The organism is Trinickia soli (assembly GCF_002879855.1).
In the GTDB taxonomy this organism is placed as follows: domain Bacteria; phylum Pseudomonadota; class Gammaproteobacteria; order Burkholderiales; family Burkholderiaceae; genus Trinickia; species Trinickia soli.
The window spans coordinates 57,891-78,409 of sequence record NZ_PNYB01000022.1 but is presented as its reverse complement, the minus strand read 5'-3'; the positions used below and the strand labels follow the sequence as shown (position 1 = coordinate 78,409).

The following is a 20,519-nucleotide window of genomic DNA, read 5'->3' as shown; positions in this document are numbered from 1 at the left end:
TTTCCGACCTGGAAGAAGCCCATTGCTTCCTTGTGGGCGTAGATCGTGGAGTAGGAGACGCCGAGCAGCGCGGCCGCTTCCTTCAGGCTTAGGGCGCGCTCGGTCATGGCTTGTTCCTCTTGAACTCGACGACCCACACCCAGGGATTCGTGTCCCAGCCGAGCCCCCGCGCAGCGTTGAGGCTGTCCCACAGTTCTCGATACTTCGCGACGCAGCCTTCGACCGGGTCCACTCGCCATGCGGCACGACGTGGATCGCGAATACCTTCCGCGATCGCGTCTCCCCAATCAATCTCTTGCAACCGCTCGACGCTGACGCTCATCACTTCGATCGTGATACGAGAGAACGCACGAGGCATGAACATTGATGGCCGACGCTTTCCCGCCCAGTCGGGCATCGGCTCGTCGTCGGGATAGACCGTCTCGTCGCGGCCCTTGGGTCCGACTGAGCGCCAGCCGCCAGCCTCATACAGCACGGTTACGCCTTGGCCGCGATCGAGTAAGCGCGGCAAGATATCTCGCGGCGGGTAGGTGTCGTTCGGCTTGCCGACGCGCCAAGCTTCGCGCACCCACAGACGGTCGCCGGGCTGGCCGTATGGGCATAGGATTGGCACCTCTCGCGTGATCCAGTCAGGGACATGCGGCAAGTCGCCGAGATTCGAAAGCATCTCGCCCTTCACCACGCGCCGGGTTTGCGTCTTGCGGCCGTCGAGGATCGCGCGGACCATGTCGCCAGCGAAAAGAATAGGGCGCTCGGTCATCGTCCCCTCGCCATCATCGCGAGCTCGACCCGCGTCTGAAACATCGCGTCATAGCCGTGCATCGTCGCCTTAAGGTCTGGCGGGTAAGCTGGCCCGGCCACGCTTGTCGTCAGATCCTTCGGCGTGCGCTTGATGACCTTGGCCCAGGCCAGAGTGCGATCCTCTTGCCGGACTCGTTCGATGTCTCCGGTGCGGCCGAGGCGATACAAGACGTCCTGCATGTACTGCTTGGGGACTTCGAACTTCTCGGCGAGTTCGGGGGACGTGTAGAGCCGATCGGGCTTCATGCGCTCAAGCACCTGCTCGGGGGTCGCGTGGGGGAATTTGAAGGGCGTCATCACTCCCCCTTTGCGCGGTCGAGGCGCTCGATTTCGGCGAGAGCGCGTTGCAGTCGTTCAGTTGAGTCACAGGTGCCGAGAAACACGTCACCACCGCCCACGTCGTGCTGATGCCCGTTTGCGAGTACGTCTTTTGCTGCCTCGATCAATTCCCGCGCCGCGTTCGTCTGCGGCATCGGCTGGGGATGGGCGGCTCGTTGTTCACGCAATACCTTCACATACCCATCGCGAGATTCGAGCGCTTTGCGCAGCCTTTCGTTGTCATCAAGCTGACCGAACGAAAATCCGGCTTGCAGCCCCGCGCAATATGCGCTGTCTTGAAGCGCATCAGACGTGTCTTTCGATACAACCTCGCATTGCGGCTTCCCACAAACAGGCGCAGCCTTCATTGCGGCGAGAATCGCTAGCTTCATGTCGAAGTGGTCGATACATTCGCCGGCAGGGCAAGCGGCATTTACCATTTCGGCAGTAGGGACGCACGGAACAAGCCGCCAGCCCTGTGGTGTATGCAATACCCCCTGCGCCCCGGCGCTGTGCGCGGCGAGAAGCTCTCGCGTATCTTGCGTGCCGGCGCTGTATCCCTTGTTGCTTGCCGCTGTCCATGCGGCGCGCGCAGCATCATCGGTTTCGAAAACGTCCGCGTAAGTGTGTCGCCATTCTTCGAAGGTCAGCATGCCATTCTCCTTTTGCGGTGCGATCATCCGTATCAATTGCGAATGGATGAAGGGTTAAATCGACAATCTGCGGACGGCTCGGGCACGGAACCGGTAGCCCTGAGGGTGGCTGCCCTGGCGGCCGTAGTAGAAGTCCTGATACCAAGCCCAGCCGGAATAGCCAGAGTCGGTATCCGGCGTATTCGACCAATACGCGGTTTGCTGAAACTGATCCCGATGCTGTTCGTAAGCGATGACGAGTTCGGCGCGCGTCGGAAGATCCCCTCCGATGCTTTTCGCCCAATCCACCTGCTCTTGCCACGTTGCTGCATCGTTGTCGCCGGGCAGGAGGATCGTGTGCGATACATCGCCATTGGCGTTGACGAAACCGCCGAGGTAGATCTCGCCTTCGGCGAGAGGGGGAATCTGTTTCATGTCATTCTCCGTTTGCGAGAAGGGCGCGTAGGTCGTTCGCGGTTTTGTGGTAAGCCTCTTGGTCGAGGATGGCTGCCGCATAGCGGACCATTTACAGTCTTCGCAGGAACCACCATATTCCTTCGGCTCGGCCATGCGATGCGGAAACCCGAGTGCGGTCAGTAAATCTTGCGTTGCAATCAACATGCTTGTGCTGGCGTCAAAGTAATCGGCTCCTGCCGTGTTGGCTGCTTCGCAAAGCGCATCAATGCGACGGTGTACGGTCTTGGCGCGCACAGCAACTTCCCCATCGCCACCGCTCAACGTCGGCGCGCTGGCGTCGATCCGCTTAGCGACGCATCGAAACAAGCGCTCGTACACATCTGCATCGTGTGCGCCCAGCGAATCAAAAAGGTTTCGCTGATCTGGCGACATGCATTCGTCAGCGGCAGCATGTAATAACGCCGTTCCTTGCTCCCCGCGCGTCGCCTCGCCATAGCACTGCTTACACGCGCCATCGTCTACGCCGTGCGGGCAGTCTTGCGGCTCCCCGCGCTCGCTCGGCTGCTCGGCAGCGGCAACGGGTAATGGCGAATGCTTTGGCTTCGCGGCCTGTTTGGCGCGGATGCGGATGACCATATCCGGCCGGCTAATGCGCTCAAGCTCTGTCTCGCCCGATGCATGCATGTCGAGTCCATTAGCGAGGCACAGCGCCGCGAGCGTGACCATGACGCCACCGACTTCCTGAGACTTCTCGCCTACCGGACGGCCCCATGTGTAATCGATTAACTGATGCGCTTCGCTTGCGGTCATTCCGCATGCCTGCACGAGTTCGGCCGCTTCCTCGAAGAATCGATGATTGCGCTCGACCGTATCGGCGGCAATTTCAGAGCCAAAGCATTCCAGCATCCACGGCTTTACGCGCGCCTGAAACGCCTGCTCGGGTTCGGATACTGGCGCAGGGGCGGCGGCGAACAGTGAGCGCGCGAAGAACGGAGCTTGATATGCGCGATCTGGAAACCATCGCTTTATTGCGTCGGCAATTTGTTTTTCGGTGATGCCCTCCTGCACTCCCGCCGATTGGCTAGCGAGGGCGGCTTTCCACGCGTCTTGCCACGTATCCCATAGCGCCTCGCGCTCGCCGACGATTTCCTCGCTGGCCGTTCCTTTCTCGATTGATGCCTTGCAGAGCGGCCAGTTTTCGGCGTAGTAGGCATCGAAGGCGGCTTGCATATCTGTCTTGTGGTTCATGGGGGATCTCACTCAAACAAATCGGCCACAGCAAGCCGTTTCCGGCGCGTGGCAGCTGCATTCTTCGCGTGGTGCTCGGCGTCGTAGTTCAGGTGGCAGCGCTGGCACCACGCTTTCAGGTTGTCGTCGTCGCAGTTCTCGGGCGTATGGTCGAGATGCGCGATCGTCAGCACGACCTTGCTGCCCGTCTCGGGATGAGGCTCTCCGTTTTCCGCACGGCAGTTCGGATAGTCCGGCGAGCCTTCCCACCGGTTGCCAGCGCGATCGAGAATGCGCGCGCGGATCTGCTTCCAATCTTTTGGGTAACGGGCCCGGTTCTCCGGTTTGATCGGCATGGCTATCGGGCAAGCTCGAGAAACGCGTGCAGTGCGAGCACCTGCGTGTCGCTCAGATCGACGACGTTGTCGTTTGCGCGGACCGTCAGGTTGCCGGCGGCCCACTGGATGATTTGCAGCGCGCCTACACACAGGGACGCCGAAACCGTGGTGTCGTTGCCCGCAATCTTCGGCGGCCGCGGCGCGCGCTCGTCCTTCGTTGCGCTCTGCTTCGGCGCTGCTGCCGTCTTCTCGGCCGCCGCCAACTGCTTGCCGTCACCGAGCCTGAACACGTTTCCGTCGCGCACGATGCGGCCGTCTTTCAGCGCTGCTTTCAGATATGCGCTGACGTGGTCTCGCCTGATGCCCAGCAACTCCGCGATCGCTGACGCATCGGTCGGACCTTTTCCGCGAAGGTGCGCAATCACGCGGTCAGCCTTCGTTCCGGTCGTGCCGATCTCTGCTTCGGCCTCGCGCAACTCGCTGGCAATGCTGACCTTGCCGAACGCTGAAGACGGCGGTGCAGTGGGAAATCCGCCCGCGTTTTTCGACGTGCTCGGCGGCTCGTCGTTTAGGTCCGGCGCATTCGGGTCAGCGCTCGGAAACATGTTGGCAGCAGTTGCCATGCGAATCTCCAAAAAGCGGGGCGCCGAACTGGCCGCCCACCAAAGCCCGCGCGCCTAATCCGAGGGCCAACGGCGCGAGGTGAGAGAGGGGAATATCAGTGTTCGGCCGGCGGCGCTTCACCAGCTCCACGGACCTTGTCCGGATCGGGAAAAGGCCAAGCGGCCCCGGGCGGCAACCCGCGCGACTTCTTCTTCGTGCTGACCACGGCGTCGCTCTTCACCGTCCCGCGTGCGAGGTCGGTACCGGCGAACGGGTCTTCTTTGGGCGCGTCGCTTGAGCCGCCCTCCGGTTGATCGCCGTCGCCATCGCCGTTGGCTTCTGAACCGTCGCCGTCGCCGTCTTGCTGCTGCGTCATGCCCGGCAGGTTCGGTTGATCGCCGGTGTCGGGCGGCATGATGCTCACGGGCACGTCTGTTTGCAGCAACTCGTCGATCTTGCCTTTCTCGTGCGCGGTCGGATGCACGATCGCCTTGCACTTGACGAGCGTGACTGCGAGGTCCTTGGGCAGCACCTGGAACGCACTGACCTTCGCTTCGTCAAGCACAATGTGCGACCGCTCCGTATTGCCCGTGTGAAGCGTGAGCACCCAGCCGGTGAGCTCGCCCGGCACGTCGATCCATTGCTGCCACCACGGAAACTTGAGCTGCGAGATACCGTCCTCGACGCTCGACGTGTCGATCTGCACTTGCCCGGACTTGTTCACGCTGGCCGACTTCGGCTTACGGTAGAACGCCTCGCGCAGGCCGTTCTCGTCCATGCGATCGAGGACCGTGTTGGGCATCGCGAACTCGAAAATGATCGAGTGCGCCGGGCGCTTTTTCTTCTTGCCGTGCTTCTCCATGATGGGCGTCACCGAGGTGATCTTGGCCATCGCTTTTTCAATCTGGACGTACATGCGGTTCTCCTGGGCGTCGGTGACAAGTGGGAGGGCGGTTACTTCGACTTGGGCATGCGCGCGTGGATGTCGCGCACGCGGGCGATGACTCGCTCGGGCAGCGGAATGACCGGACCGCCGTCGAGCGCCGCGAACGCCGGCCGCAGCAACTCGCGATCGACGCTCGACATTTCCGCGTCGCGGATCTCTCGAAGCATTTGAAAGAGGGGACTAGTGACGGTCATGCGGCCGCCTTCGCCCGATGGTCCAAAATGCCGAAGTAGACAGCCTTGCACGCAGCGAGATCAACAGCGGCGTTGTGCGCGCCCTCGAGCTTCTTTCCGGTGAAGTACTCATAGGCCTCGCCGAGATTCGGCGACTTCGGTTTGTTGAAGCCGGCCGCGAGCATCTTGGGTGTCGGTGGAAGATTCAGGATCGACAAGCTGTTCGTTTGTGTGCAAAACACCGATCCGCGCTTCCAATCCTCATGGAAACCGTGGCGTTCATTGAGAACGCGGACGGCCTCGATGCGAATCATGCGTTGGTCGAACGACTCGTTGTGCGCGACGCGCAAATCGCTTTCGCACCACATCTGCATGAACATCGAGAGCGCGTCTTCGAGCGGATGACCGAAACGCGAAACGAGTTCGTTCGTAATGCCCGTAAGCTTTTGCAAATCCTCCGGAATGGTCCATTCGTCCGGGTGAATCAGGACGTCCATGAAGGCGAGCGTGCGGCCGCTATCGGCGTCGAAAAGCTCGGCCGCAAGCTGCGTGATGTGCGGCTGACCCGGATGGTTTGAAGGCTCACGCCATAACGGCAGGCCGTTCGTTTCGGTGTCGTAGAAAAGGATCGGCTTCATGGCTTAGGCTCCGAGCAGCACTTCTTTGCGGTCTTGGAAAGCTTGCTCGAGCTTGACGAACTGATCCTTCGGCAGATCACGGCCGCTGTCGAGCGCGAGCGCGGCGAGTTCCACGTCGTTCGCCTTCTGGATCTGCGCGAGTAGGTCGTCGTAGGCCGGCAGCGTGTTCTCGGCTTGCTGCGCTCGCTGGTCAGTGATTTCGCCGGTCGATTGATCGATGCCGTCTGCGTCGTCGCCCACGGTCGTGAACTGACCGTCGATGATTGCGCCGTTGTCCTGCGAGAGCCCGGCCTCGGCACGCTCGTCCAGGCCCACCGCCATCTGAATCTCGATGCTCACCGGCAGGAACTTGAACAGGCGACGCACGACCGTCTTGAGGGCCATCGCGGAATAGTCCGTTACCCAAGGCCCATTGCTGGCCGCCTTCGATCGCGCGCGAATCCCATCGATCTCGGCCCGGCTCATTACGTCGAACTGGATGCCGCCGTCCTTGAGCTTCGCCACCGCGTAGACGAACTGAAGTTTCGCCGCATCGGCGCGATTCGCGTTCGTCCAATCCGGTTCGTGCTCAATATGCGGATCAAGGCCAAGGCGGCATTCGAACTTGTCGCCTTCATAGACGGCGCGCGCGTCGATGCTGATGATCTGTCCGGAGCGGCGCGCCAGGTCAATCATGCCGCGGTAGCCGATGATGAGCTGCGCCTCGGGAACCTTCTTCCAACCCGTATCCGTCTTGACGCTCTTGTCGTACGGCAGGATGTAGGCATGCCCAAGTGCGTTGCCCGGTTCGAGCCCCAGCTGCGCGCACTGGATCACGGCGCCGAAGAAGGAAACCGGAGTGCATTCGGCCAGCTTAGGCGTCTTGCGGATCTCCGTCGTCACGATGCGCGCGAGGCGCTCAGGCGTCATGTGGCGCGGCAACGCGGCCTTGATCTGCGCCTGCATGCTTGTGCTCGCGAGCAGCGCGGCAACGCGATCGACTGGGTTCTTTTTTTCTTCGACCTTTCCGGTCGCGACTTGCTTTAGGGCGGCGGTGCTCATGCTCGTTTGACTCCGTTTGGGGTTCGGGTAGGGTGTTCTGTGCGACGCGCGGGTTACTTCAGCTTCAATCTCAGCACGCGGATTTCCTTCGTGCGGCTGTACTTGGCCCAAATATCGGGCGCATCTTCCTTCAGCAGCTTTTGGTCGACGCGCGTATCGTCCTGGTTCTTCCAGGTCGCGATCGTGGCGCCGCCGTAGGTGAGCACGGCATTGGGTTGCATGAATGCCGTGATGCGATAGGAGAGCTCTTCCTCCTGATCCTTGAAGACCTTGAGCTTGTGTTTTGTCTCGGCCAGCTTTGACACAGCCTCGCGGATCTCCGGCGTTGCTTCGATGCTGCCGCCGTTCGATTTCGCGTAGATCGCGCGGCAGTCGTCAAAGTCGATCGGATCGGGCGGCAGGTCCGCGAGCACACACTCGTTCCAGAACTGGACGGCGCGCGCGCGGATGGCATCGATCGTTTCGTCGTCGCGGTCGACGAAATAGATGAGCAGGTCGTCCATGCCGATCAGCGTTGCGACGATGCAGCGGCGCCGGCCGGTGATGCCCAGGCCGTGCATGAACTGCGCGGCGTAGTCGATCGGCACTTCGTCAGTGCCTTCCTCGCCCCATTTCTTGGCCGCGAACGGATGCACCGTCTTGCAGTCACCGTTGATGTGCTCGCCGTCGAGCATCAGCTCGAAGTCGATCTCGCAGGCGAGAAACGGGTGCGTCTCGTCGGTATAACGCTTGTTGCGGCAGATCAACTCGACGTCGTGCCCTTCGTCGGTGAGACGATCGATGAGCATGTCGAGCACGACCGGCTCAAGTCGGTGTCCGCGGTCGAATCGCTTTTGCTGGGCCGGGCTGACTTCTTCGCGCTCGGCCCGGCCGGTCTTCGAAAGCCAAAGCTCGTACGGCGTTTTCCAAGGGCTCACGCCCAGGATGGCGGCCACGTCACTGCCGCCGATGAAGGTCGAGCGGTCAATTTCGGGGACAACGGCCAATTCGGTGCTCACGCTGAAAACCCTCCAATGTGAGTGATGGCGGGCGGCATGGCGTCGCCGCCGATGAAGCTGATTGCGATCTCGCAAGCGAAGCAAATAAGGATCGCGATCAGCATTGCGAGCAGCGGGTGCCGCTCATAGAGAAAATCGAGGCGCGCGCACAGGCGGCGCAGAAGGGCGTTCATTTCGACAGCCCCAGGAGAGCGCACCAGCCGATGACGACGCCGATCGCAAGCACCCACACGCGAGCGGTGTCGCGAAACTTGGCCGTCTTCAGCAGCGGGTTATCGTTGCGGGCGCGGCGCAAGCCTTCGCGCGAGAGCGTCACGCGGCTATGGCCGTCGTCGTAGAGGTAAAAATCGCGGTTGCGCATGTCAGGCCACCTTCTTTGAACGTGCGGTCTTTTCTGCGTCGAGCAATGCCTGCACAGTGGAGACGCCGTAATGGGCGCAATCTCGGATCAACTTCATGTAGCTGAGGGTCTGCGCGACGCGTTCGCGCGGCTTGCAATCGCGAACCGAGAGGATCAAGCAAGTTCCATCGGTATATCGGATGGAGAATGCCTGTTCAGCCCATGCACGCAGTTTCTTTTCCGCTTCGTCATGAACTGAGCGATGCACTACTCGGTCCTGGCTTGATCGGTATCCTTGCCAAGTCCCTTCGATGATGTAGCGTCCCATCTCACCCCCCAATCCGAAGTACTTCGTCGATACTCTTGCCCGTGGCCTTCGCAATCGCATTCGCCACAATCGCCTGCTCGCCCGTCGTCAGGTGCCCGCCTGCGAGCACCGTTTCTAGGGCGGTGAGCATGTCGACAGAAGCGGCAAACTGCCGTGCGTAGTCCGCCCCATGCTGCGCCATCGAACAATCTGCGACCTGATGCGTTGTGTCGCCGCGTCGAGCGCTGACGTACGGCCCATACGCTTCGAGTTCGGGCGGCGTGTGTTTGGGGGCGGTCATGTCAGGCCTCGATCGCAAGAAGCTGCTGTATCTGCGCTTTGATCTCGGTCACGCGCTTTTGATAAGCAGCCATGACCGCCTGTTTCTCGGCTTCGAGATTGGCAACAAGGCCATCCCGAATGTCGAAATCGTCAGGCACATCGACCTCGATTTCATGCTCTCGCACGAGAACAGCTTGGGGCGAGTATTCCTTCGACTTTTGGTATGTCGCGAAGTCGAATCTCAAGGCATCGACGAGCTTATCCTCATCGTTGCTCCACCTTCTGCATGGCTCCGCGTAAATAAATCCTTTGATCTTCACTTGCATCTCAGCCCCCGATAATCAGCCGCACCAAGCGGCCGTGTTCAATGAAAGGCGCGATCGCGAGCGCCGCGAACGTGCCGAAGGAAAGCGCCTTGATGACCGCGTGCGCCAGCTCGATCAGGCGTAGGTCGCGCGGCGTGAGGTCGGTCGATAGCGTGTGCATGTCATGCTCGCGGTTGTCAGGCGCCAGCGATGATGAAAGTGCGGCGCCGCGGCGCTTCCTCGCGGGCCGACCCTTCGATGCGGATCAGCACTTCCTCTGCTTCGAGGTCCGCTTCGTCGGCCAGTTGATCGCGCACGACCCGCATCAACATCGCGCCAAGCGCTTCTTCGCCATCGAGCCACGCAGCGCGCAGTTCGGCTCCATGCTGCGCCCGAGTCACGCTGTGCAGCCCGGCGACGAGATCGTCGTGCGTGAGCGCGGCGAGCTTCGCGTTCAAGCGCGCCTTCGAGATCGCGGCCTTCTGCTCGTCGCGTGACTCGGCGCGGTCTTGCGCTTCGTCGCGCTGGGCCTGCGCACGCTCGGAAATGAACGCAAGCGCATCGTCGGTGCGGGATGGGATCAGGGTGGGTTGCATGGTCGCCTCCTTATCGAGCGCGGCAGATGCGCACGATCTCGGTCGTGAAGCCTTGACGGCCTTCGACCTTTTCGATCGCGAGTTCCTGCGCTTCTTCGCAGTCGCGCGCCTCGACGCGGACCTCGGTGTCGACGAATGTGACGATGTACGGGGTGTGGTCGGTGGGTTGCATCGCTGTCTCCGTAGCGCGTCGTGCGCTGTTGAGACAATTAAACAATACGGCTCAAATCATGTCAAGCACGCTATACATTCGACTCATCAGGGGAATTCCCGAACCCGTTCGAGGGCGAAAAAAAAGCCGCGTTATGCGGCCTGGATTACAGAGTGTTGGGAAATCGCTACGGTCGATGCGCAGCCCCTGCGCGAAGGGAGTTGCGCAGCGCCGGCCAGCCGAAAACGACGAAGGGCCAAATCATGCACGCGGCTCCGACGGCGAGCGCGACGGCGCCCAGCGCGAACTGGCGGGAGGGAAGGTAGGCAGCGAAGAAGACGAAAGCGGGTATGGCGACGCTCAGCACGCCCCAGCTCGCGAGCGCGAGCACCTTCAGCGCAACGTACGCGCGCGGCATGCGCCCGCAAATCCAGACGAGCGCCGCGACGAACGCCAGGCCAAGCAGCAGCCTGACGAGTTCGCCGGCGGCGTCGTCGAAAAATGCCATCAGATCCGCTCGCTTTGCTTGTGCACGATGCGGCCGATGATAAACGTATCGCCGTTCATTGGGCGGTCGCGGTAGATCCGTTTATCTGGATTGTCGGAGGCGGCCACCCATTGGCCGTCGGTGCGGAACAGCCGCTTGACGACGACCTCGCCGTCATAGTTCACGGCGAACGCGATGCCGTCGCGCGGCTGCGTGTCGTCGGTATTCACGACGACCCAATCGCCGTCGTATAGACCGGGCTCCATGCTGGCCCCGTTCACTTTTATGGCTATCAGACTCTCGGGACTGTAGCCGTTGCTCTCGTACCACGACCGATGAAAAACAATCGGCGCATGGTCATCCGCCAACGGCTCGACTCCAAAGCCAGTGACGCCAGCCGATATTTTTATCTTCACACGTCGTATCGCAGGATATTCGGGATTGTCCTCCAGAGCGATTTCTCTGGGGGACGCCGACTTCATCCTGCCACGGCCGGTCGCGAGCCAATTCGGTGAAACGCCTAGAACTTGCGCCGCTTTTACTAGATTTTCTCCCTCGACTTTTGTGGTAGCGCCCTTCAGCCAGAGGGACACAGCGCCCCGGGTAATCCCCACCCGGCGCGCGAGTTCGATCTGTTTCATCTTCGCCTGATCGAGAGCGACCTGTAAGCGTTCGGCAAGTGTTGTCATGGTTAGCAGATTAAACACTTGCACGGTTAGAGTGCTCGACATATCATTTGTCTAGTATGCTCAACAACAGGTGGCGGCTATGACGCTCACGAAGCAACAAGCAATCTTGATTTTCGGCAATCAGTCCGAAATTGCGCGTGCGCTCGGCCTCACGCGCGGCGCTGTTTCGCTTTGGCCCGACCAATTGCGTCAAGACCAAAGCGATCGCGTCGTCGGCGCGGCAGTTCGCCTCGGCAAGCGGGATCTTTTGCCGCCCGAATTTGCGGGCAGCAACCCCGAGCCCGAGTCACAGGCGGCGTAAAGCCCTTGCTGTCCGTTGGCCGAATTAAACACTCCCTATACCGCACCGCACAACGTTCAGGAGATCTACGCGTGAACATCACGGACGCTGCCTACGCGGTCGCGCACGACTATCCGGGCGGAACTGAATCACTGGCGCCGCGCCTTGGCATGTCCGGCGCAGTGCTGCGCAACAAGGTCAATCCGAACAATTCGACGCACCACTTGACGCTCAAGGAAGCCGCATTGCTCTCGGCTGTTGCGAACGATCGCCGGATTGCGATCGCGTTCGCTCGCGAGCTTGGGCTGACGTGCATCGAGGTACCGGAGCCGGAGCATTGCGCCGACGCCGACGTCATCGAGCTGATGGCGAGGACCTGGGAAACCAATGGCGAGATCGGCCGCGAGGTCAACAAGACATTCGAGGACGGGATCGTCGAGCAGCACGAGGTGCGCCGCGTGAAAGATCGCGTGTGGGATCACATCCGCACGCTGTTCGGGCTCGTCGGCCGCATCGAAGGCATGGCGGAGAAGTGACCATGATCGACCTATGGATCGACGCATACATGGCCGCGCTGATCGCGTTCGCTTTTGGCGCACCGGTTTGGGTGTGGTGGCGGGTATGAAGACCGTCGCAGTGCTTTTCGCGCGCGCCGACAGCATCTACAAGACGCTACCTGGATGCGACGTATGGGGCGCCGAGCGCGCGCGGCGATGCGTCGCGCCGACGGTTGAGGTGGCCGCATGATCGATCTCCCGCAACCCCTCACGCCGGCCGATTGTGACCTCGCTGGCTATCGCTGGATGCCGCTCGATGTTGAGCGCGTCATCGACAGCGACACCTTCGGGCTCTCCACCGGCGACGAGTTCAAGACCGCGTTTCGCCTTTGGGCGAAGTCATGGAAGCAGGTGCCCGCCGCCAGTCTGCCCAACGACGACAAGCTTCTCGCGCATCTTGCAGGCCTTGAACCGGCCACCTGGAAGAAGCGAAAGGCCGTGGCGCTGCGTGGCTGGATCCTGTGTAGCGATGGTCGCCTCTACCACCCGGTCATTGCCCAGAAGGCGATCGAAGCCATGGACAAGCGCGAGGCGTACGTCGAGCGTGAACAGAACCAAGAGACGCGCCAGCAGCGTTACCGCGAGCGTCGCAGAGAGCTTTTCGCAGTGCTTCGCGGGCGTGGAATCGTCGTCTCGAAAGAAGCGAAGATGGACGAATTGGAGCGCCTTGTCGCGTCACTTCAAGCGTCACCAAGCGTAACGCAAAGCGTAACAGGTGACGTAACGCGAGACGTAACGCATGACGCCTCAGCCACGGCTAAAGAGAAGGACAGGACAGGACAGGACAGTAAACCTAAACCCTTAGAAGAGCAGTCACCAGCTCAAACGAAGGTAGCCCCGCCTGCCGACGACTGCTCTTCTCCGGTTTCGAGATCGGTCGAGATCGCGGTCTACCTGCGACAACGCGGCGTTGTGGGCGCGAACAGCATGAACCCGAACATCGCGACCTGGGGTGACGACGCTCGCGTGACGAACGAGATCCTCGACGCGGCGATCTCGAAGGCGAGGGCAAGCCTCACCGAGGGCGCGCAGCTTGGGCCGAACTACCTCGCGCCGGTCGTCGCCGATCTGCTTAATCCGAAACCGGCCAAGCCTGTGGTCAAGCGATTCGACGACTGGGACCGTACGCAGGAGGGCATCAAGCGCAAAGCGCGCGAACTGGGCTTCGGCGACGGCCGGCAAAGGGAATCCTGGGATGAGCTCAAGGCCCGATGCTGGGACGAGATCAAGCGCCGTGAGGCGCAGGGAGCCGCCGCATGAGCGCCGAATCGAGCGAATGGGGCATGTGCGCGGCGAACGGCTGTCCGCTGTTCGGCTCGCTCGGCGGCCATCCCTGGTACTGCTTTTGCCACCACGGGCGCCCGAACAGTGCGAACGATGCGATCACGCATTGCCTGCGCAACGCCGAGGCCGTCGTCGTCGACCTCACCAAGGCGATCCGCGCCGACAGCATCACCGGCCACAAGTCCGAGGCAACAGCGATCGCCCTGCGCGAGCTCAAGCAGCACCCGAAGGCGCGAGAGCTCGCGTTCGATCGAAAGACGGACGGCAACGCACGCGCATGGCTTCAAAGGCTCGAGCGGCACCTGCTCGATGCGACGAACGATTTCGGCCAGCAGCAGGGCCTTTCCGGCATCGTGCCGACGGCGCCCGTCATCGGCCCCACACACGCCTTGGACCACTACTCGGAGGTGCAGCAGTGACCGTCATCAACCCCAATCACCCCGTCATGCGGGCGACCGAAGACCTCTGGCACAAGCTCGCCGCGATCTTGCTGCTTCGCTTGCCGGAAGCACAAGCCGTGATCACGTCGACCGACATCGATGCTCTCGTGCGTCACTTCCCGGGCGAAGAGCCGACCGTCGTCGTGTGCGATAAGTCCGATGGCCTGCATCTGTCGCTCGTGCCGCGCTCGCAAGGCGAAGCAATGGCGCGTGAAGCCGGAGGCCTGCCATCGTGACCAAACCTTACAAATTGCCCCAAAAGGGTGAATTCGAGCGTCCCGAGGCAATGCGCACGATCGGCCAGCGCATCCGGCACGCACGCCAACAGCGCGGACTGAGCCAGGAGAAATTGGCGCAGGCCTGCCGCTGCGCGCGGTTTGCGATCATGGGACTTGAGCAGGACAGCCGCGACGTGGATGCGTTCCTGTTCATCGAGATCGGCAAAGCGCTCGGCGTCTCGCTCGACTGGCTCGCATTCGGGATAGGCTTCGACGGTGCCGACATCGATGCCGTGCATCGGCATAGCGACGATCAACGCGAGGAGGTGTCAGCGTGCTGACCGTGACCCTCCCGTATCCGCTTTCCGCGAACAAGTACTGGCGCCCGGTACCGATCAACGGCCACGTGACGATCGTGCCGACGAAAGAGGCGAAGCAGTACAAGGCCGAGGTCGGTTGGATTCTTCGAGCCGCCGGCGTTCGTGCACCGATCGAGGGCCGCGTGCGGATCCACATCGACCTGTACCCGGAACGTCCCCAGGACTGGCAGACGCGTCAGCGCAAGCTCGGTACGGCATGGGACGACAACGTCCGATGCATCGATCTCGACAACGCGCGCAAGGTGCTCTACGACGCGTTCAAGGGAATCGTCATCGTCGACGACAAATGGATCTGGTCGGACAGTGCGCGCCGTTGCGAGCCTGACGGCGAGGCCCGCGTCGTTGTGACGATCACGCCGATCACCACCGAGCAGCCGCAGGCTGCGCTTTTCGCGTGAGGCTACGGTGATCACCGCCCAAAAGCTCGCCGGCATGTTTCCCCGCGATGCTCAATTCCGCGAGTGAGTCGCGCAATGGATGGTCCCGCCGCGCGAGGTGGACATCGACACCGCCGCGGCGTTCATTCGCACCGTATGCGAGATCGAGAGCCGCCGCGAGCTCGCCACCGACATCGAAGCGCAGCAGCGCTTTCACAAGTTCCTGCGCCGGCCGTTTCTGGCCTGGCGCGATAAGCAGCACCAACCCGCCTAGGAGCAACCACGATGCGACTATCGCAACTTTTGAAACTCATCCTCGCCGCGGCGTTGCCGCTGCACATGGCCGACGCAGCACCGAGCAGCACCGAGCCCGTCAGCACGGCCGGCGGAAATTCGACCGATAACGCGGGTATTTCCGCCGCGACGACAGACGCCCCAAACGCTGCTGGTGGTGCCTCATCGGTAGCGCAAAAACCGGAAGTCACCTCTGCGATCGATGCAGCAGCTGGGGCAAGCGCGGGTGAGCCGGGAAACGCAGGTGCGCCCGATGCGGCGTCCTTCTCCGAAAGCGGCGCGGCGTCTTCTGCACTTCCTGCCTCGCCCAGCGAAGACACCGCGGCAAACCAGGACCCCGCTTCTACCGGTTCTGAGGCCGCCGCTGATCCGCATCCCGCATCGACTCACCTTGACGAGATCGAAGCGATGGTCGAGCGCATGTACTACCGCGCCGAACAGTTCGCCGTGCACGAGTGGAAGGCCGTCATCAATGCAGCTCGCGCTGTTCTCTGAACTCGTGGACAAGCGCGTGCTCATCGGTCGAGAACAAGCCGCTGAGCTGCTTAACCTCAGCGTCAACGGCTTGATCGGGCGCACGCGCATGAAAAACTACCGGCCCCGTCCTATCCGGCAGGGCCGGCGGGTGCTTTACGACCTCGACGAAGTGATGGAGGTCAAGCGGGTCATGGAATGGCTACGGGGCCGCGAAAAATGAGCACCGAACTCACACCCAAGCAAATGCGGTTCGTTCAGGAATACCTGATCGACTCCAACGGAAAGCAGGCCGCCATACGCGCCGGATACAGCCCCAAGACGGCTGAGGCACAGGCGTCGCGTTTGTTAAGCAATGCGAAGGTAAAGGCAGTTGTAAGCAGCCGCACCAAAAAACTGATGAGCAAACTCGACGTGACAGTCGAGCGCATCCTCACCGAGCGCGCCCGCATGGCGTTCTACGACCCGGGCGACATCGCCGGCCAGCGCATCACCAAGCCGCAAGACATCGCCGCATTGCCCGAGGACGTGCGCCGCGCTGTGGCCGGCTGGGGCTACGACAAGAAGGGCAAATTCACGCTCCGGCTCGCCGACAAGAACGCGAGCCTGACTGCGCTTGAGAAGCACCTGAACATGTACCGCGACGATGCTGGCGACGGCTCGCCGCTTCACATCCACCTTCACCTGGGCGACTGACCATGCGTATCACCGACATCATCATCCGTAAAAGCCCTGTGCATGAGCGTGCTTGGGTCATGCACATCGAGATCAACCAGTGCTCCTACACCGGCTACTTCGACGACTTCGGCGGCTTCATCACGGCCGTCACCGAGGCGGCCAAGTACTTCGCGGTGCGCGCGGGCAAGCTGCGCGTGAAGGACGCCAACCTGACGCGACAGGTCGTGCCGGGTGATGGCCGGGCGCGCGCGCTGCCGGGCGATAAGCTGCAATGAGCGACATCCCGTCTAACGGCCGCGAGATCCACTACAAGCCGCCGGGCCCGGTCGGTCGCGACTTCATCAAGTCCGACGCGTTCGTCGCCGGCATCATGGGGCCGATCGGTTCCGGCAAGTCCGTTTGCTGCGTGATGAAGCTCGTGCGCAACCTGCAAAAGCAGAAGCGCCAAAAGGACGGATGGATCAGGCGCCGCACGGCGATCATCCGCAACACGTATCCCGAACTGAAGACCACGACCATCAAGACGTGGCACCAGTGGATTCCGGCCAGCTACGGCAACTATCGCGAGTCAGGGCCGCCCACGCACCACATCGTCGATGCCGGGCAGAAAATCGATTGGGAATTGATCTTCATCGCGCTCGATCGGCCTGACGACGTGCGCAAGTTGCTCTCGCTCGAGCTATCGGACGCGTGGATCAACGAGGCGCGCGAAGTGCCCAAGGCGATCCTCGACGGCCTGACGGGCCGCGTCGGACGTTTCCCGCGGCGTGAAGAGGGCGGCTGTACCGATCCGCAGATCATGCTGGACACGAACCCGCCTGATTCCGACCACTGGTGGTACCGGCTGGCCGAGGAACCGACGCCCGAGGACGTGGAGACTGTCGCCGAGCTTGAGCAGCAGCTGCGCGACGTGGGTTCGCTGCGCGCCGATCAACCTCTGTTCCAGTGGTTCCGGCAACCAGGCGGGCGCTCGCCGAACGCCGAGAACCTGCAGAACCTCGACCCGGGCTACTACCTCAAAGCGTGCGCGAACAAGAAGCCGGAATGGATCCGCGTCTACGTCGACGGCGAATACGGCTTCGTGCTCGATGGTAAGCCCGTCTATCCCGAGTATCGCGACAGCGTGCACTGCAAGACCTTCGAAGCGAACTCGCGCCTGTTCCTGCACATCGGCATGGACTTTGGTCTCACGCCGGCCGCCGTGTTCGGGCAGCAGATGCCCAACGGCCAGTGGCGCAAGCGCACCGAGATCGTCACCGACAACATGGGCATAGTGCGCTTCGCCGAGCTGGTGAAGACGCACCTTGCGCAGCAGTACCCGACGTTCAAGATCGGCAGTATCACGGGCGACCCGGCAGGCAACGCACGCGGCGCCGACGAGCGCACGGTGTTCGACATCCTTGCAGCCGCTGGCTTGCGCGCAAACCCCGCCAGGACGAACGATCCGACGCTTCGCATTGAAGCGACGCGCACGCCCATGACGCGGCTCATCGATGGCGAGCCGGGCATGATCATCCATCCCGACTGCCGGTTCCTGCGCAAAGGCTACGCGGGCGGCTACAACTACAAGCGCGTGCAAGTCGGAGGCGATGAGAAGTACCGCGATGTGCCAGATAAAAACATCTATAGCCACGTTTGCGACGCAGATCAGTACCTTATGATCGGCGCTGGAGAAGGTAAGGCGATTGTGAAGCGTGAGCCCGTGGCTAATCGCCCGTCCTTTGCGATCACAGACTACCAAACCGACTTCTAGGAGCGCGGCCATGTCCACTCTCTTTTCCAAACCGAGCACTCCCTCGCTGCCGCCACCCCCTGTTGCGCCGCCGCCCCCGACAGTCGATCAGGCGAGCGTTCAAGCCGAGAACGATGCTGACGCGCTGCGCCGCCGCCGCGGCATGGCCTCGACGATCCTGGCCGGTGCCAACGGCTCGTCGGCAACGCAACCGGTCACGTCCGCAGCGCGCTTGCTCGGTAACTGATCGTGAGCGGGCTACCGAACCTCACCAACCCGCTGCTCAAGCTGACCGACCCGCTCGGCCTCATGCCGAAGGAAGTCGATCGCACGGTGGCCGATCCGCTCGGGCTCGTCACGAAGCCTGCCCAGCCCACTACGCCGAGCCAGCAACAGCTTTACGGCCTTGTGCAAAGCCAGCAGGCGGCCAAGCGCGCGGCAGCGATCAACGAGTCCAACACAACGAACGCATCACTTTCGCGCCCCTCGATGGGGGCGTCCTATCTCGGAGGCTGACATGGCGCGTCGCGCACAACTCACACTCTCGACCGCTGGCGGCGGCGCTGTGGCAAGCGTCGACTGGCAAGGCGGCCGCGGCCTGTTCATGGTCGACGCAACATGGGGCGGTGGCACGGTCGCGCTCGAGCAGCAATCGCCCGCCGGCGTGTGGCTTCCGCTCAATCACGAAGGCACGAGCACGCCGATATCGCTCACGGCCAACGGCACGGCAAACTTCGTTTCGGCCGCCGGCGCGATCCGCGCGAACGTGACGACAGCCACCGCGGTGAACGCGTACGCGGTTGGCGTCCCGACGAACAACGCGGGGTAAGCCATGGCTGACGAACGCGCTGATGCGCTCATCCGCCTGCAGGAACAGATGCAGGCGCGACGCGGTATCTGGGAGGGTCATTGGCGCGAAGTTGCCGAGCGCGTGCGGCCCACGCAAAATATCTTTCAGCAGCAGCGTCCGGACGGCGACAAGCGCAACGAGAAGATCTTCGACGCCACGGCGCCGCTCGCGCTGCCCAAGTTCGCCGCGGCGGTCATCAGTTTTACGATGCCGTCGACCCAGAAGTACCAAGCGCTCACGACGGGCGATGAGGCGCTGGACGAAAACAGCAACGTCAAGCGCTACCTGGAGGCGGTGAACGACGTCTTGTTCAAGGCCCGCTATGCGGCGCGTGCGAACTTCATTTCGCAGTCGTCCGAGGTCGTGCTCGACCTGGGTGCGTTTGGCACCGGAATCCTGTTCGTCGACGACGTGCTTGGCGTGGGCATCCGCTACAAGTCGTTTCCGCTTGCCGAGTGCTACGCCGAAGAGGACGAGCACGGCTCGATCAATCGCCTGCATCGCAAGTTCCAATACACCGCCGCGCAGGCCGCCGCGATGTTCGGGCCGCAAAACCTGTCCGAGGGCATCAAGCGCGCGCTCGAGCGCAATCCGCTTGAGAAGTTTTGGTTTCTGCACTGCGTCGGGCCCAATGACGATTTCGCGCCCGGCTATGCGCTGCATCCGACCAAGGGCAAGAAGTTCTCGTCCTGCTACATCGAGTTCGAAACACGCACCGTCGTCGATGAGGGCGGCTATCGCACGTTCCCGTTTGCTGTGCCGCGCTACGAAACGAGTCCGCGCGAGTGCTATGGGCGCTCGCCCGCGATGGCTGTGCTGCCCGACATCAAGATGCTCAACGAGATGAGCAAGACGGTGCTGCGCGCCGGCCAGCAGGTCGTGGCGCCGCCGATCATGCTCTCGGACGACGCGAGCCTGCAGGCGTTCAACGTGCGATCGAACGCGCTCAATCATGGCTACGTCGACGCCCAGGGCCGTCCGATGGCGATCCCGTTCCAGACGCAGGGACGCGTGGACATCGGCCTGGACATGATGAATCAGCGCCGCGAGGTCATCAACGACGCGTTCTTCGTCACGCTCTTTCGCATCCTCGTTGAGGAACCGCAGATCACGGCGACCGAAGCGATGCTGCGAGCGCAGGAGAAGGGCCAACTGCTCGGGCCGCCGATGGGGCGCATGCAGTCGGAGTTGCTCGGGCCGACGACCGAGCGCGAGCTCGACATTCTCGCGATGAACGGTGCGTTACCGCCGATGCCGCGCGAACTGATGGACCGCGGCGCCGAGGTGCATATCCGCTACCAGGGTCCGCTCAATCAAGCCCAGCGCGCCGGCGTGGGCGTGGGCATCATGCAGACGATCCAGTCGATCGCGCCGCTCGCTCAGATCGATCCGTCGGTGATGATGATATTCGACCTGGAAGCGTGCGCGCGCGAACTCGCCTCGATCAACAGCGTGCCCGAGCGGCTGTTGCGCACCGATGAGGAAATCACCGCGCTCAAGGAACAGCAGGCGCAGCAGGCGCAGGCCCAGCAGCTTCTGGCCGCCGCACCTGTTGCCGCATCGGCTGCGAAGGATTTCGCGCAGGCCCAAAGCATGGCCGGGTCCGCGCCCAATCAGGTCGCACCGAACATCCTGCCAACGCCCGCGCCCGCTGGAGGTCAGTAAT

39 protein-coding genes are annotated in these 20,519 nt (G+C 62.2%); 18 read left to right on the top strand and 21 right to left on the bottom strand.

Annotated features, from left to right (window positions below):
- Window positions 1–103: 103 nt before the first annotated feature.
- The 21 genes from C0Z19_RS21910 to C0Z19_RS21820 form a co-directional block, all read right to left on the bottom strand.
- Window positions 104–760 carry a hypothetical protein gene (locus C0Z19_RS21910; protein ID WP_102611940.1) on the bottom strand — a complete coding sequence of 219 codons (657 nt, stop codon included), beginning with the start codon at window positions 758–760 and terminating at the stop codon, window positions 104–106.
- Entirely contained in the window at window positions 757–1,098 is a 342-nt protein-coding gene (locus C0Z19_RS21905; protein WP_102611939.1) for a hypothetical protein, read from the bottom strand. Before C0Z19_RS21905 ends, C0Z19_RS21910 begins: the two co-directional genes overlap by 4 nt.
- On the bottom strand, window positions 1,098–1,772 hold the full coding sequence (locus tag C0Z19_RS21900; RefSeq protein WP_146012124.1) for a hypothetical protein: 675 nt from the start codon (window positions 1,770–1,772) through the stop codon (window positions 1,098–1,100). Before C0Z19_RS21900 ends, C0Z19_RS21905 begins: the two co-directional genes overlap by 1 nt.
- A gap of 54 nt (window positions 1,773–1,826) precedes the next feature.
- On the bottom strand, window positions 1,827–3,416 hold the full coding sequence (locus tag C0Z19_RS28795; RefSeq protein WP_233196236.1) for an Lcl C-terminal domain-containing protein: 1,590 nt from the start codon (window positions 3,414–3,416) through the stop codon (window positions 1,827–1,829).
- Window positions 3,417–3,424: 8 nt separating this feature from the next.
- Window positions 3,425–3,751, bottom strand: coding sequence for a hypothetical protein (locus C0Z19_RS21885; protein ID WP_102611937.1), 327 nt, complete (start codon window positions 3,749–3,751; stop codon window positions 3,425–3,427).
- Between the two features lie 2 nt (window positions 3,752–3,753).
- Window positions 3,754–4,356 (bottom strand): hypothetical protein, encoded by a 603-nt coding sequence (locus tag C0Z19_RS21880; RefSeq protein ID WP_146012123.1) that lies wholly within the window; start codon window positions 4,354–4,356, stop codon window positions 3,754–3,756.
- 95 nt (window positions 4,357–4,451) lie between these two features.
- Entirely contained in the window at window positions 4,452–5,252 is an 801-nt protein-coding gene (locus C0Z19_RS21875) for a hypothetical protein (protein WP_146012122.1), read from the bottom strand.
- 38 nt (window positions 5,253–5,290) lie between these two features.
- Window positions 5,291–5,476 carry a hypothetical protein gene (locus tag C0Z19_RS21870; RefSeq protein WP_102611934.1) on the bottom strand — a complete coding sequence of 62 codons (186 nt, stop codon included), beginning with the start codon at window positions 5,474–5,476 and terminating at the stop codon, window positions 5,291–5,293.
- Entirely contained in the window at window positions 5,473–6,093 is a 621-nt protein-coding gene (locus tag C0Z19_RS21865) for a 3'-5' exonuclease (RefSeq protein WP_102611933.1), read from the bottom strand. The genes C0Z19_RS21870 and C0Z19_RS21865 overlap by 4 nt, the downstream gene beginning before the upstream one ends.
- A 3-nt stretch (window positions 6,094–6,096) precedes the next feature.
- Window positions 6,097–7,134 carry a recombination protein RecT gene (gene recT / locus C0Z19_RS21860; protein ID WP_102611932.1) on the bottom strand — a complete coding sequence of 346 codons (1,038 nt, stop codon included), beginning with the start codon at window positions 7,132–7,134 and terminating at the stop codon, window positions 6,097–6,099.
- A gap of 53 nt (window positions 7,135–7,187) precedes the next feature.
- The gene (locus C0Z19_RS21855; RefSeq protein WP_158243045.1) at window positions 7,188–8,132 is read right to left on the bottom strand and encodes a YqaJ viral recombinase family nuclease; all 945 of its coding nucleotides are present in this window, start codon (window positions 8,130–8,132) and stop codon (window positions 7,188–7,190) included.
- On the bottom strand, window positions 8,129–8,305 hold the full coding sequence (locus tag C0Z19_RS28335; RefSeq protein WP_158243044.1) for a hypothetical protein: 177 nt from the start codon (window positions 8,303–8,305) through the stop codon (window positions 8,129–8,131). The genes C0Z19_RS21855 and C0Z19_RS28335 overlap by 4 nt, the downstream gene beginning before the upstream one ends.
- Window positions 8,302–8,493: a hypothetical protein gene (locus C0Z19_RS21850; RefSeq protein ID WP_102611930.1), complete on the bottom strand. Its 192-nt coding sequence runs from the start codon at window positions 8,491–8,493 to the stop codon at window positions 8,302–8,304. The genes C0Z19_RS28335 and C0Z19_RS21850 overlap by 4 nt, the downstream gene beginning before the upstream one ends.
- A 1-nt stretch (window position 8,494) precedes the next feature.
- Window positions 8,495–8,800, bottom strand: coding sequence for a hypothetical protein (locus tag C0Z19_RS21845; RefSeq protein WP_102611929.1), 306 nt, complete (start codon window positions 8,798–8,800; stop codon window positions 8,495–8,497).
- A gap of 1 nt (window position 8,801) precedes the next feature.
- The gene (locus tag C0Z19_RS21840) at window positions 8,802–9,080 is read right to left on the bottom strand and encodes a hypothetical protein (protein ID WP_102611928.1); all 279 of its coding nucleotides are present in this window, start codon (window positions 9,078–9,080) and stop codon (window positions 8,802–8,804) included.
- A gap of 1 nt (window position 9,081) precedes the next feature.
- On the bottom strand, window positions 9,082–9,387 hold the full coding sequence (locus tag C0Z19_RS21835; RefSeq protein WP_102611927.1) for a hypothetical protein: 306 nt from the start codon (window positions 9,385–9,387) through the stop codon (window positions 9,082–9,084).
- A 1-nt stretch (window position 9,388) separates the two neighbouring features.
- Window positions 9,389–9,547, bottom strand: a complete 159-nt coding sequence (locus tag C0Z19_RS28330; RefSeq protein ID WP_158243043.1) for a hypothetical protein — start codon at window positions 9,545–9,547, stop codon at window positions 9,389–9,391.
- A gap of 16 nt (window positions 9,548–9,563) precedes the next feature.
- Complete coding sequence (locus tag C0Z19_RS21830) at window positions 9,564–9,962, bottom strand: hypothetical protein (RefSeq protein ID WP_102611926.1); 399 nt, start codon at window positions 9,960–9,962, stop codon at window positions 9,564–9,566.
- Window positions 9,963–9,972: 10 nt separating this feature from the next.
- Window positions 9,973–10,134, bottom strand: coding sequence for a hypothetical protein (locus C0Z19_RS28325; protein ID WP_158243042.1), 162 nt, complete (start codon window positions 10,132–10,134; stop codon window positions 9,973–9,975).
- A gap of 166 nt (window positions 10,135–10,300) precedes the next feature.
- Window positions 10,301–10,621, bottom strand: coding sequence for a hypothetical protein (locus C0Z19_RS21825; protein WP_102611925.1), 321 nt, complete (start codon window positions 10,619–10,621; stop codon window positions 10,301–10,303).
- Complete coding sequence (locus C0Z19_RS21820) at window positions 10,621–11,289, bottom strand: LexA family transcriptional regulator (protein WP_269844876.1); 669 nt, start codon at window positions 11,287–11,289, stop codon at window positions 10,621–10,623. Before C0Z19_RS21820 ends, C0Z19_RS21825 begins: the two co-directional genes overlap by 1 nt.
- Window positions 11,290–11,368: 79 nt before the next feature.
- Here C0Z19_RS21820 and C0Z19_RS21815 point away from each other — a divergent pair, with 79 nt between their 5' ends.
- The 18 genes from C0Z19_RS21815 (at window position 11,369) to C0Z19_RS21740 (ending at window position 20,518) form a co-directional block, all read left to right on the top strand.
- Complete coding sequence (locus tag C0Z19_RS21815) at window positions 11,369–11,590, top strand: helix-turn-helix domain-containing protein (protein WP_102611923.1); 222 nt, start codon at window positions 11,369–11,371, stop codon at window positions 11,588–11,590.
- A 71-nt stretch (window positions 11,591–11,661) separates the two neighbouring features.
- Window positions 11,662–12,105 carry a phage regulatory CII family protein gene (locus C0Z19_RS21810; protein WP_102611922.1) on the top strand — a complete coding sequence of 148 codons (444 nt, stop codon included), beginning with the start codon at window positions 11,662–11,664 and terminating at the stop codon, window positions 12,103–12,105.
- A gap of 85 nt (window positions 12,106–12,190) precedes the next feature.
- Window positions 12,191–12,316, top strand: a complete 126-nt coding sequence (locus C0Z19_RS28950; protein ID WP_269844875.1) for a hypothetical protein — start codon at window positions 12,191–12,193, stop codon at window positions 12,314–12,316.
- Window positions 12,313–13,386, top strand: a complete 1,074-nt coding sequence (locus C0Z19_RS21805) for a DUF1376 domain-containing protein (protein ID WP_102611921.1) — start codon at window positions 12,313–12,315, stop codon at window positions 13,384–13,386. The genes C0Z19_RS28950 and C0Z19_RS21805 overlap by 4 nt, the downstream gene beginning before the upstream one ends.
- Entirely contained in the window at window positions 13,383–13,829 is a 447-nt protein-coding gene (locus C0Z19_RS21800; RefSeq protein WP_102611920.1) for a hypothetical protein, read from the top strand. Before C0Z19_RS21805 ends, C0Z19_RS21800 begins: the two co-directional genes overlap by 4 nt.
- Window positions 13,826–14,086 carry a hypothetical protein gene (locus tag C0Z19_RS21795; RefSeq protein ID WP_146012121.1) on the top strand — a complete coding sequence of 87 codons (261 nt, stop codon included), beginning with the start codon at window positions 13,826–13,828 and terminating at the stop codon, window positions 14,084–14,086. The genes C0Z19_RS21800 and C0Z19_RS21795 overlap by 4 nt, the downstream gene beginning before the upstream one ends.
- Window positions 14,083–14,409 carry a helix-turn-helix domain-containing protein gene (locus C0Z19_RS21790; RefSeq protein WP_146012120.1) on the top strand — a complete coding sequence of 109 codons (327 nt, stop codon included), beginning with the start codon at window positions 14,083–14,085 and terminating at the stop codon, window positions 14,407–14,409. Before C0Z19_RS21795 ends, C0Z19_RS21790 begins: the two co-directional genes overlap by 4 nt.
- The gene (locus tag C0Z19_RS21785; RefSeq protein ID WP_102611917.1) at window positions 14,403–14,846 is read left to right on the top strand and encodes a RusA family crossover junction endodeoxyribonuclease; all 444 of its coding nucleotides are present in this window, start codon (window positions 14,403–14,405) and stop codon (window positions 14,844–14,846) included. Before C0Z19_RS21790 ends, C0Z19_RS21785 begins: the two co-directional genes overlap by 7 nt.
- A 79-nt stretch (window positions 14,847–14,925) precedes the next feature.
- On the top strand, window positions 14,926–15,099 hold the full coding sequence (locus C0Z19_RS28320) for a hypothetical protein (protein WP_158243040.1): 174 nt from the start codon (window positions 14,926–14,928) through the stop codon (window positions 15,097–15,099).
- Window positions 15,100–15,110: 11 nt separating this feature from the next.
- On the top strand, window positions 15,111–15,614 hold the full coding sequence (locus tag C0Z19_RS21780) for a hypothetical protein (RefSeq protein WP_146012119.1): 504 nt from the start codon (window positions 15,111–15,113) through the stop codon (window positions 15,612–15,614).
- Window positions 15,592–15,816 (top strand): hypothetical protein, encoded by a 225-nt coding sequence (locus C0Z19_RS21775; RefSeq protein ID WP_102611915.1) that lies wholly within the window; start codon window positions 15,592–15,594, stop codon window positions 15,814–15,816. The genes C0Z19_RS21780 and C0Z19_RS21775 overlap by 23 nt, the downstream gene beginning before the upstream one ends.
- Window positions 15,813–16,289 carry a terminase small subunit gene (locus C0Z19_RS21770; protein ID WP_158243039.1) on the top strand — a complete coding sequence of 159 codons (477 nt, stop codon included), beginning with the start codon at window positions 15,813–15,815 and terminating at the stop codon, window positions 16,287–16,289. Before C0Z19_RS21775 ends, C0Z19_RS21770 begins: the two co-directional genes overlap by 4 nt.
- 2 nt (window positions 16,290–16,291) lie before the next feature.
- Window positions 16,292–16,546, top strand: coding sequence for a hypothetical protein (locus tag C0Z19_RS21765; protein ID WP_102611913.1), 255 nt, complete (start codon window positions 16,292–16,294; stop codon window positions 16,544–16,546).
- Window positions 16,543–18,024, top strand: coding sequence for a phage terminase large subunit (locus C0Z19_RS21760; protein WP_102611912.1), 1,482 nt, complete (start codon window positions 16,543–16,545; stop codon window positions 18,022–18,024). The genes C0Z19_RS21765 and C0Z19_RS21760 overlap by 4 nt, the downstream gene beginning before the upstream one ends.
- A 10-nt stretch (window positions 18,025–18,034) precedes the next feature.
- Window positions 18,035–18,250, top strand: coding sequence for a hypothetical protein (locus C0Z19_RS21755; RefSeq protein ID WP_102611911.1), 216 nt, complete (start codon window positions 18,035–18,037; stop codon window positions 18,248–18,250).
- A 2-nt stretch (window positions 18,251–18,252) separates the two neighbouring features.
- Entirely contained in the window at window positions 18,253–18,519 is a 267-nt protein-coding gene (locus C0Z19_RS21750; protein ID WP_102611910.1) for a hypothetical protein, read from the top strand.
- Between the two features lies 1 nt (window position 18,520).
- Window positions 18,521–18,832: a hypothetical protein gene (locus C0Z19_RS21745; RefSeq protein ID WP_102611909.1), complete on the top strand. Its 312-nt coding sequence runs from the start codon at window positions 18,521–18,523 to the stop codon at window positions 18,830–18,832.
- A gap of 3 nt (window positions 18,833–18,835) precedes the next feature.
- The gene (locus C0Z19_RS21740) at window positions 18,836–20,518 is read left to right on the top strand and encodes a portal protein (protein WP_102611908.1); all 1,683 of its coding nucleotides are present in this window, start codon (window positions 18,836–18,838) and stop codon (window positions 20,516–20,518) included.
- The last annotated feature ends 1 nt before the right edge of the window (window position 20,519 follow it).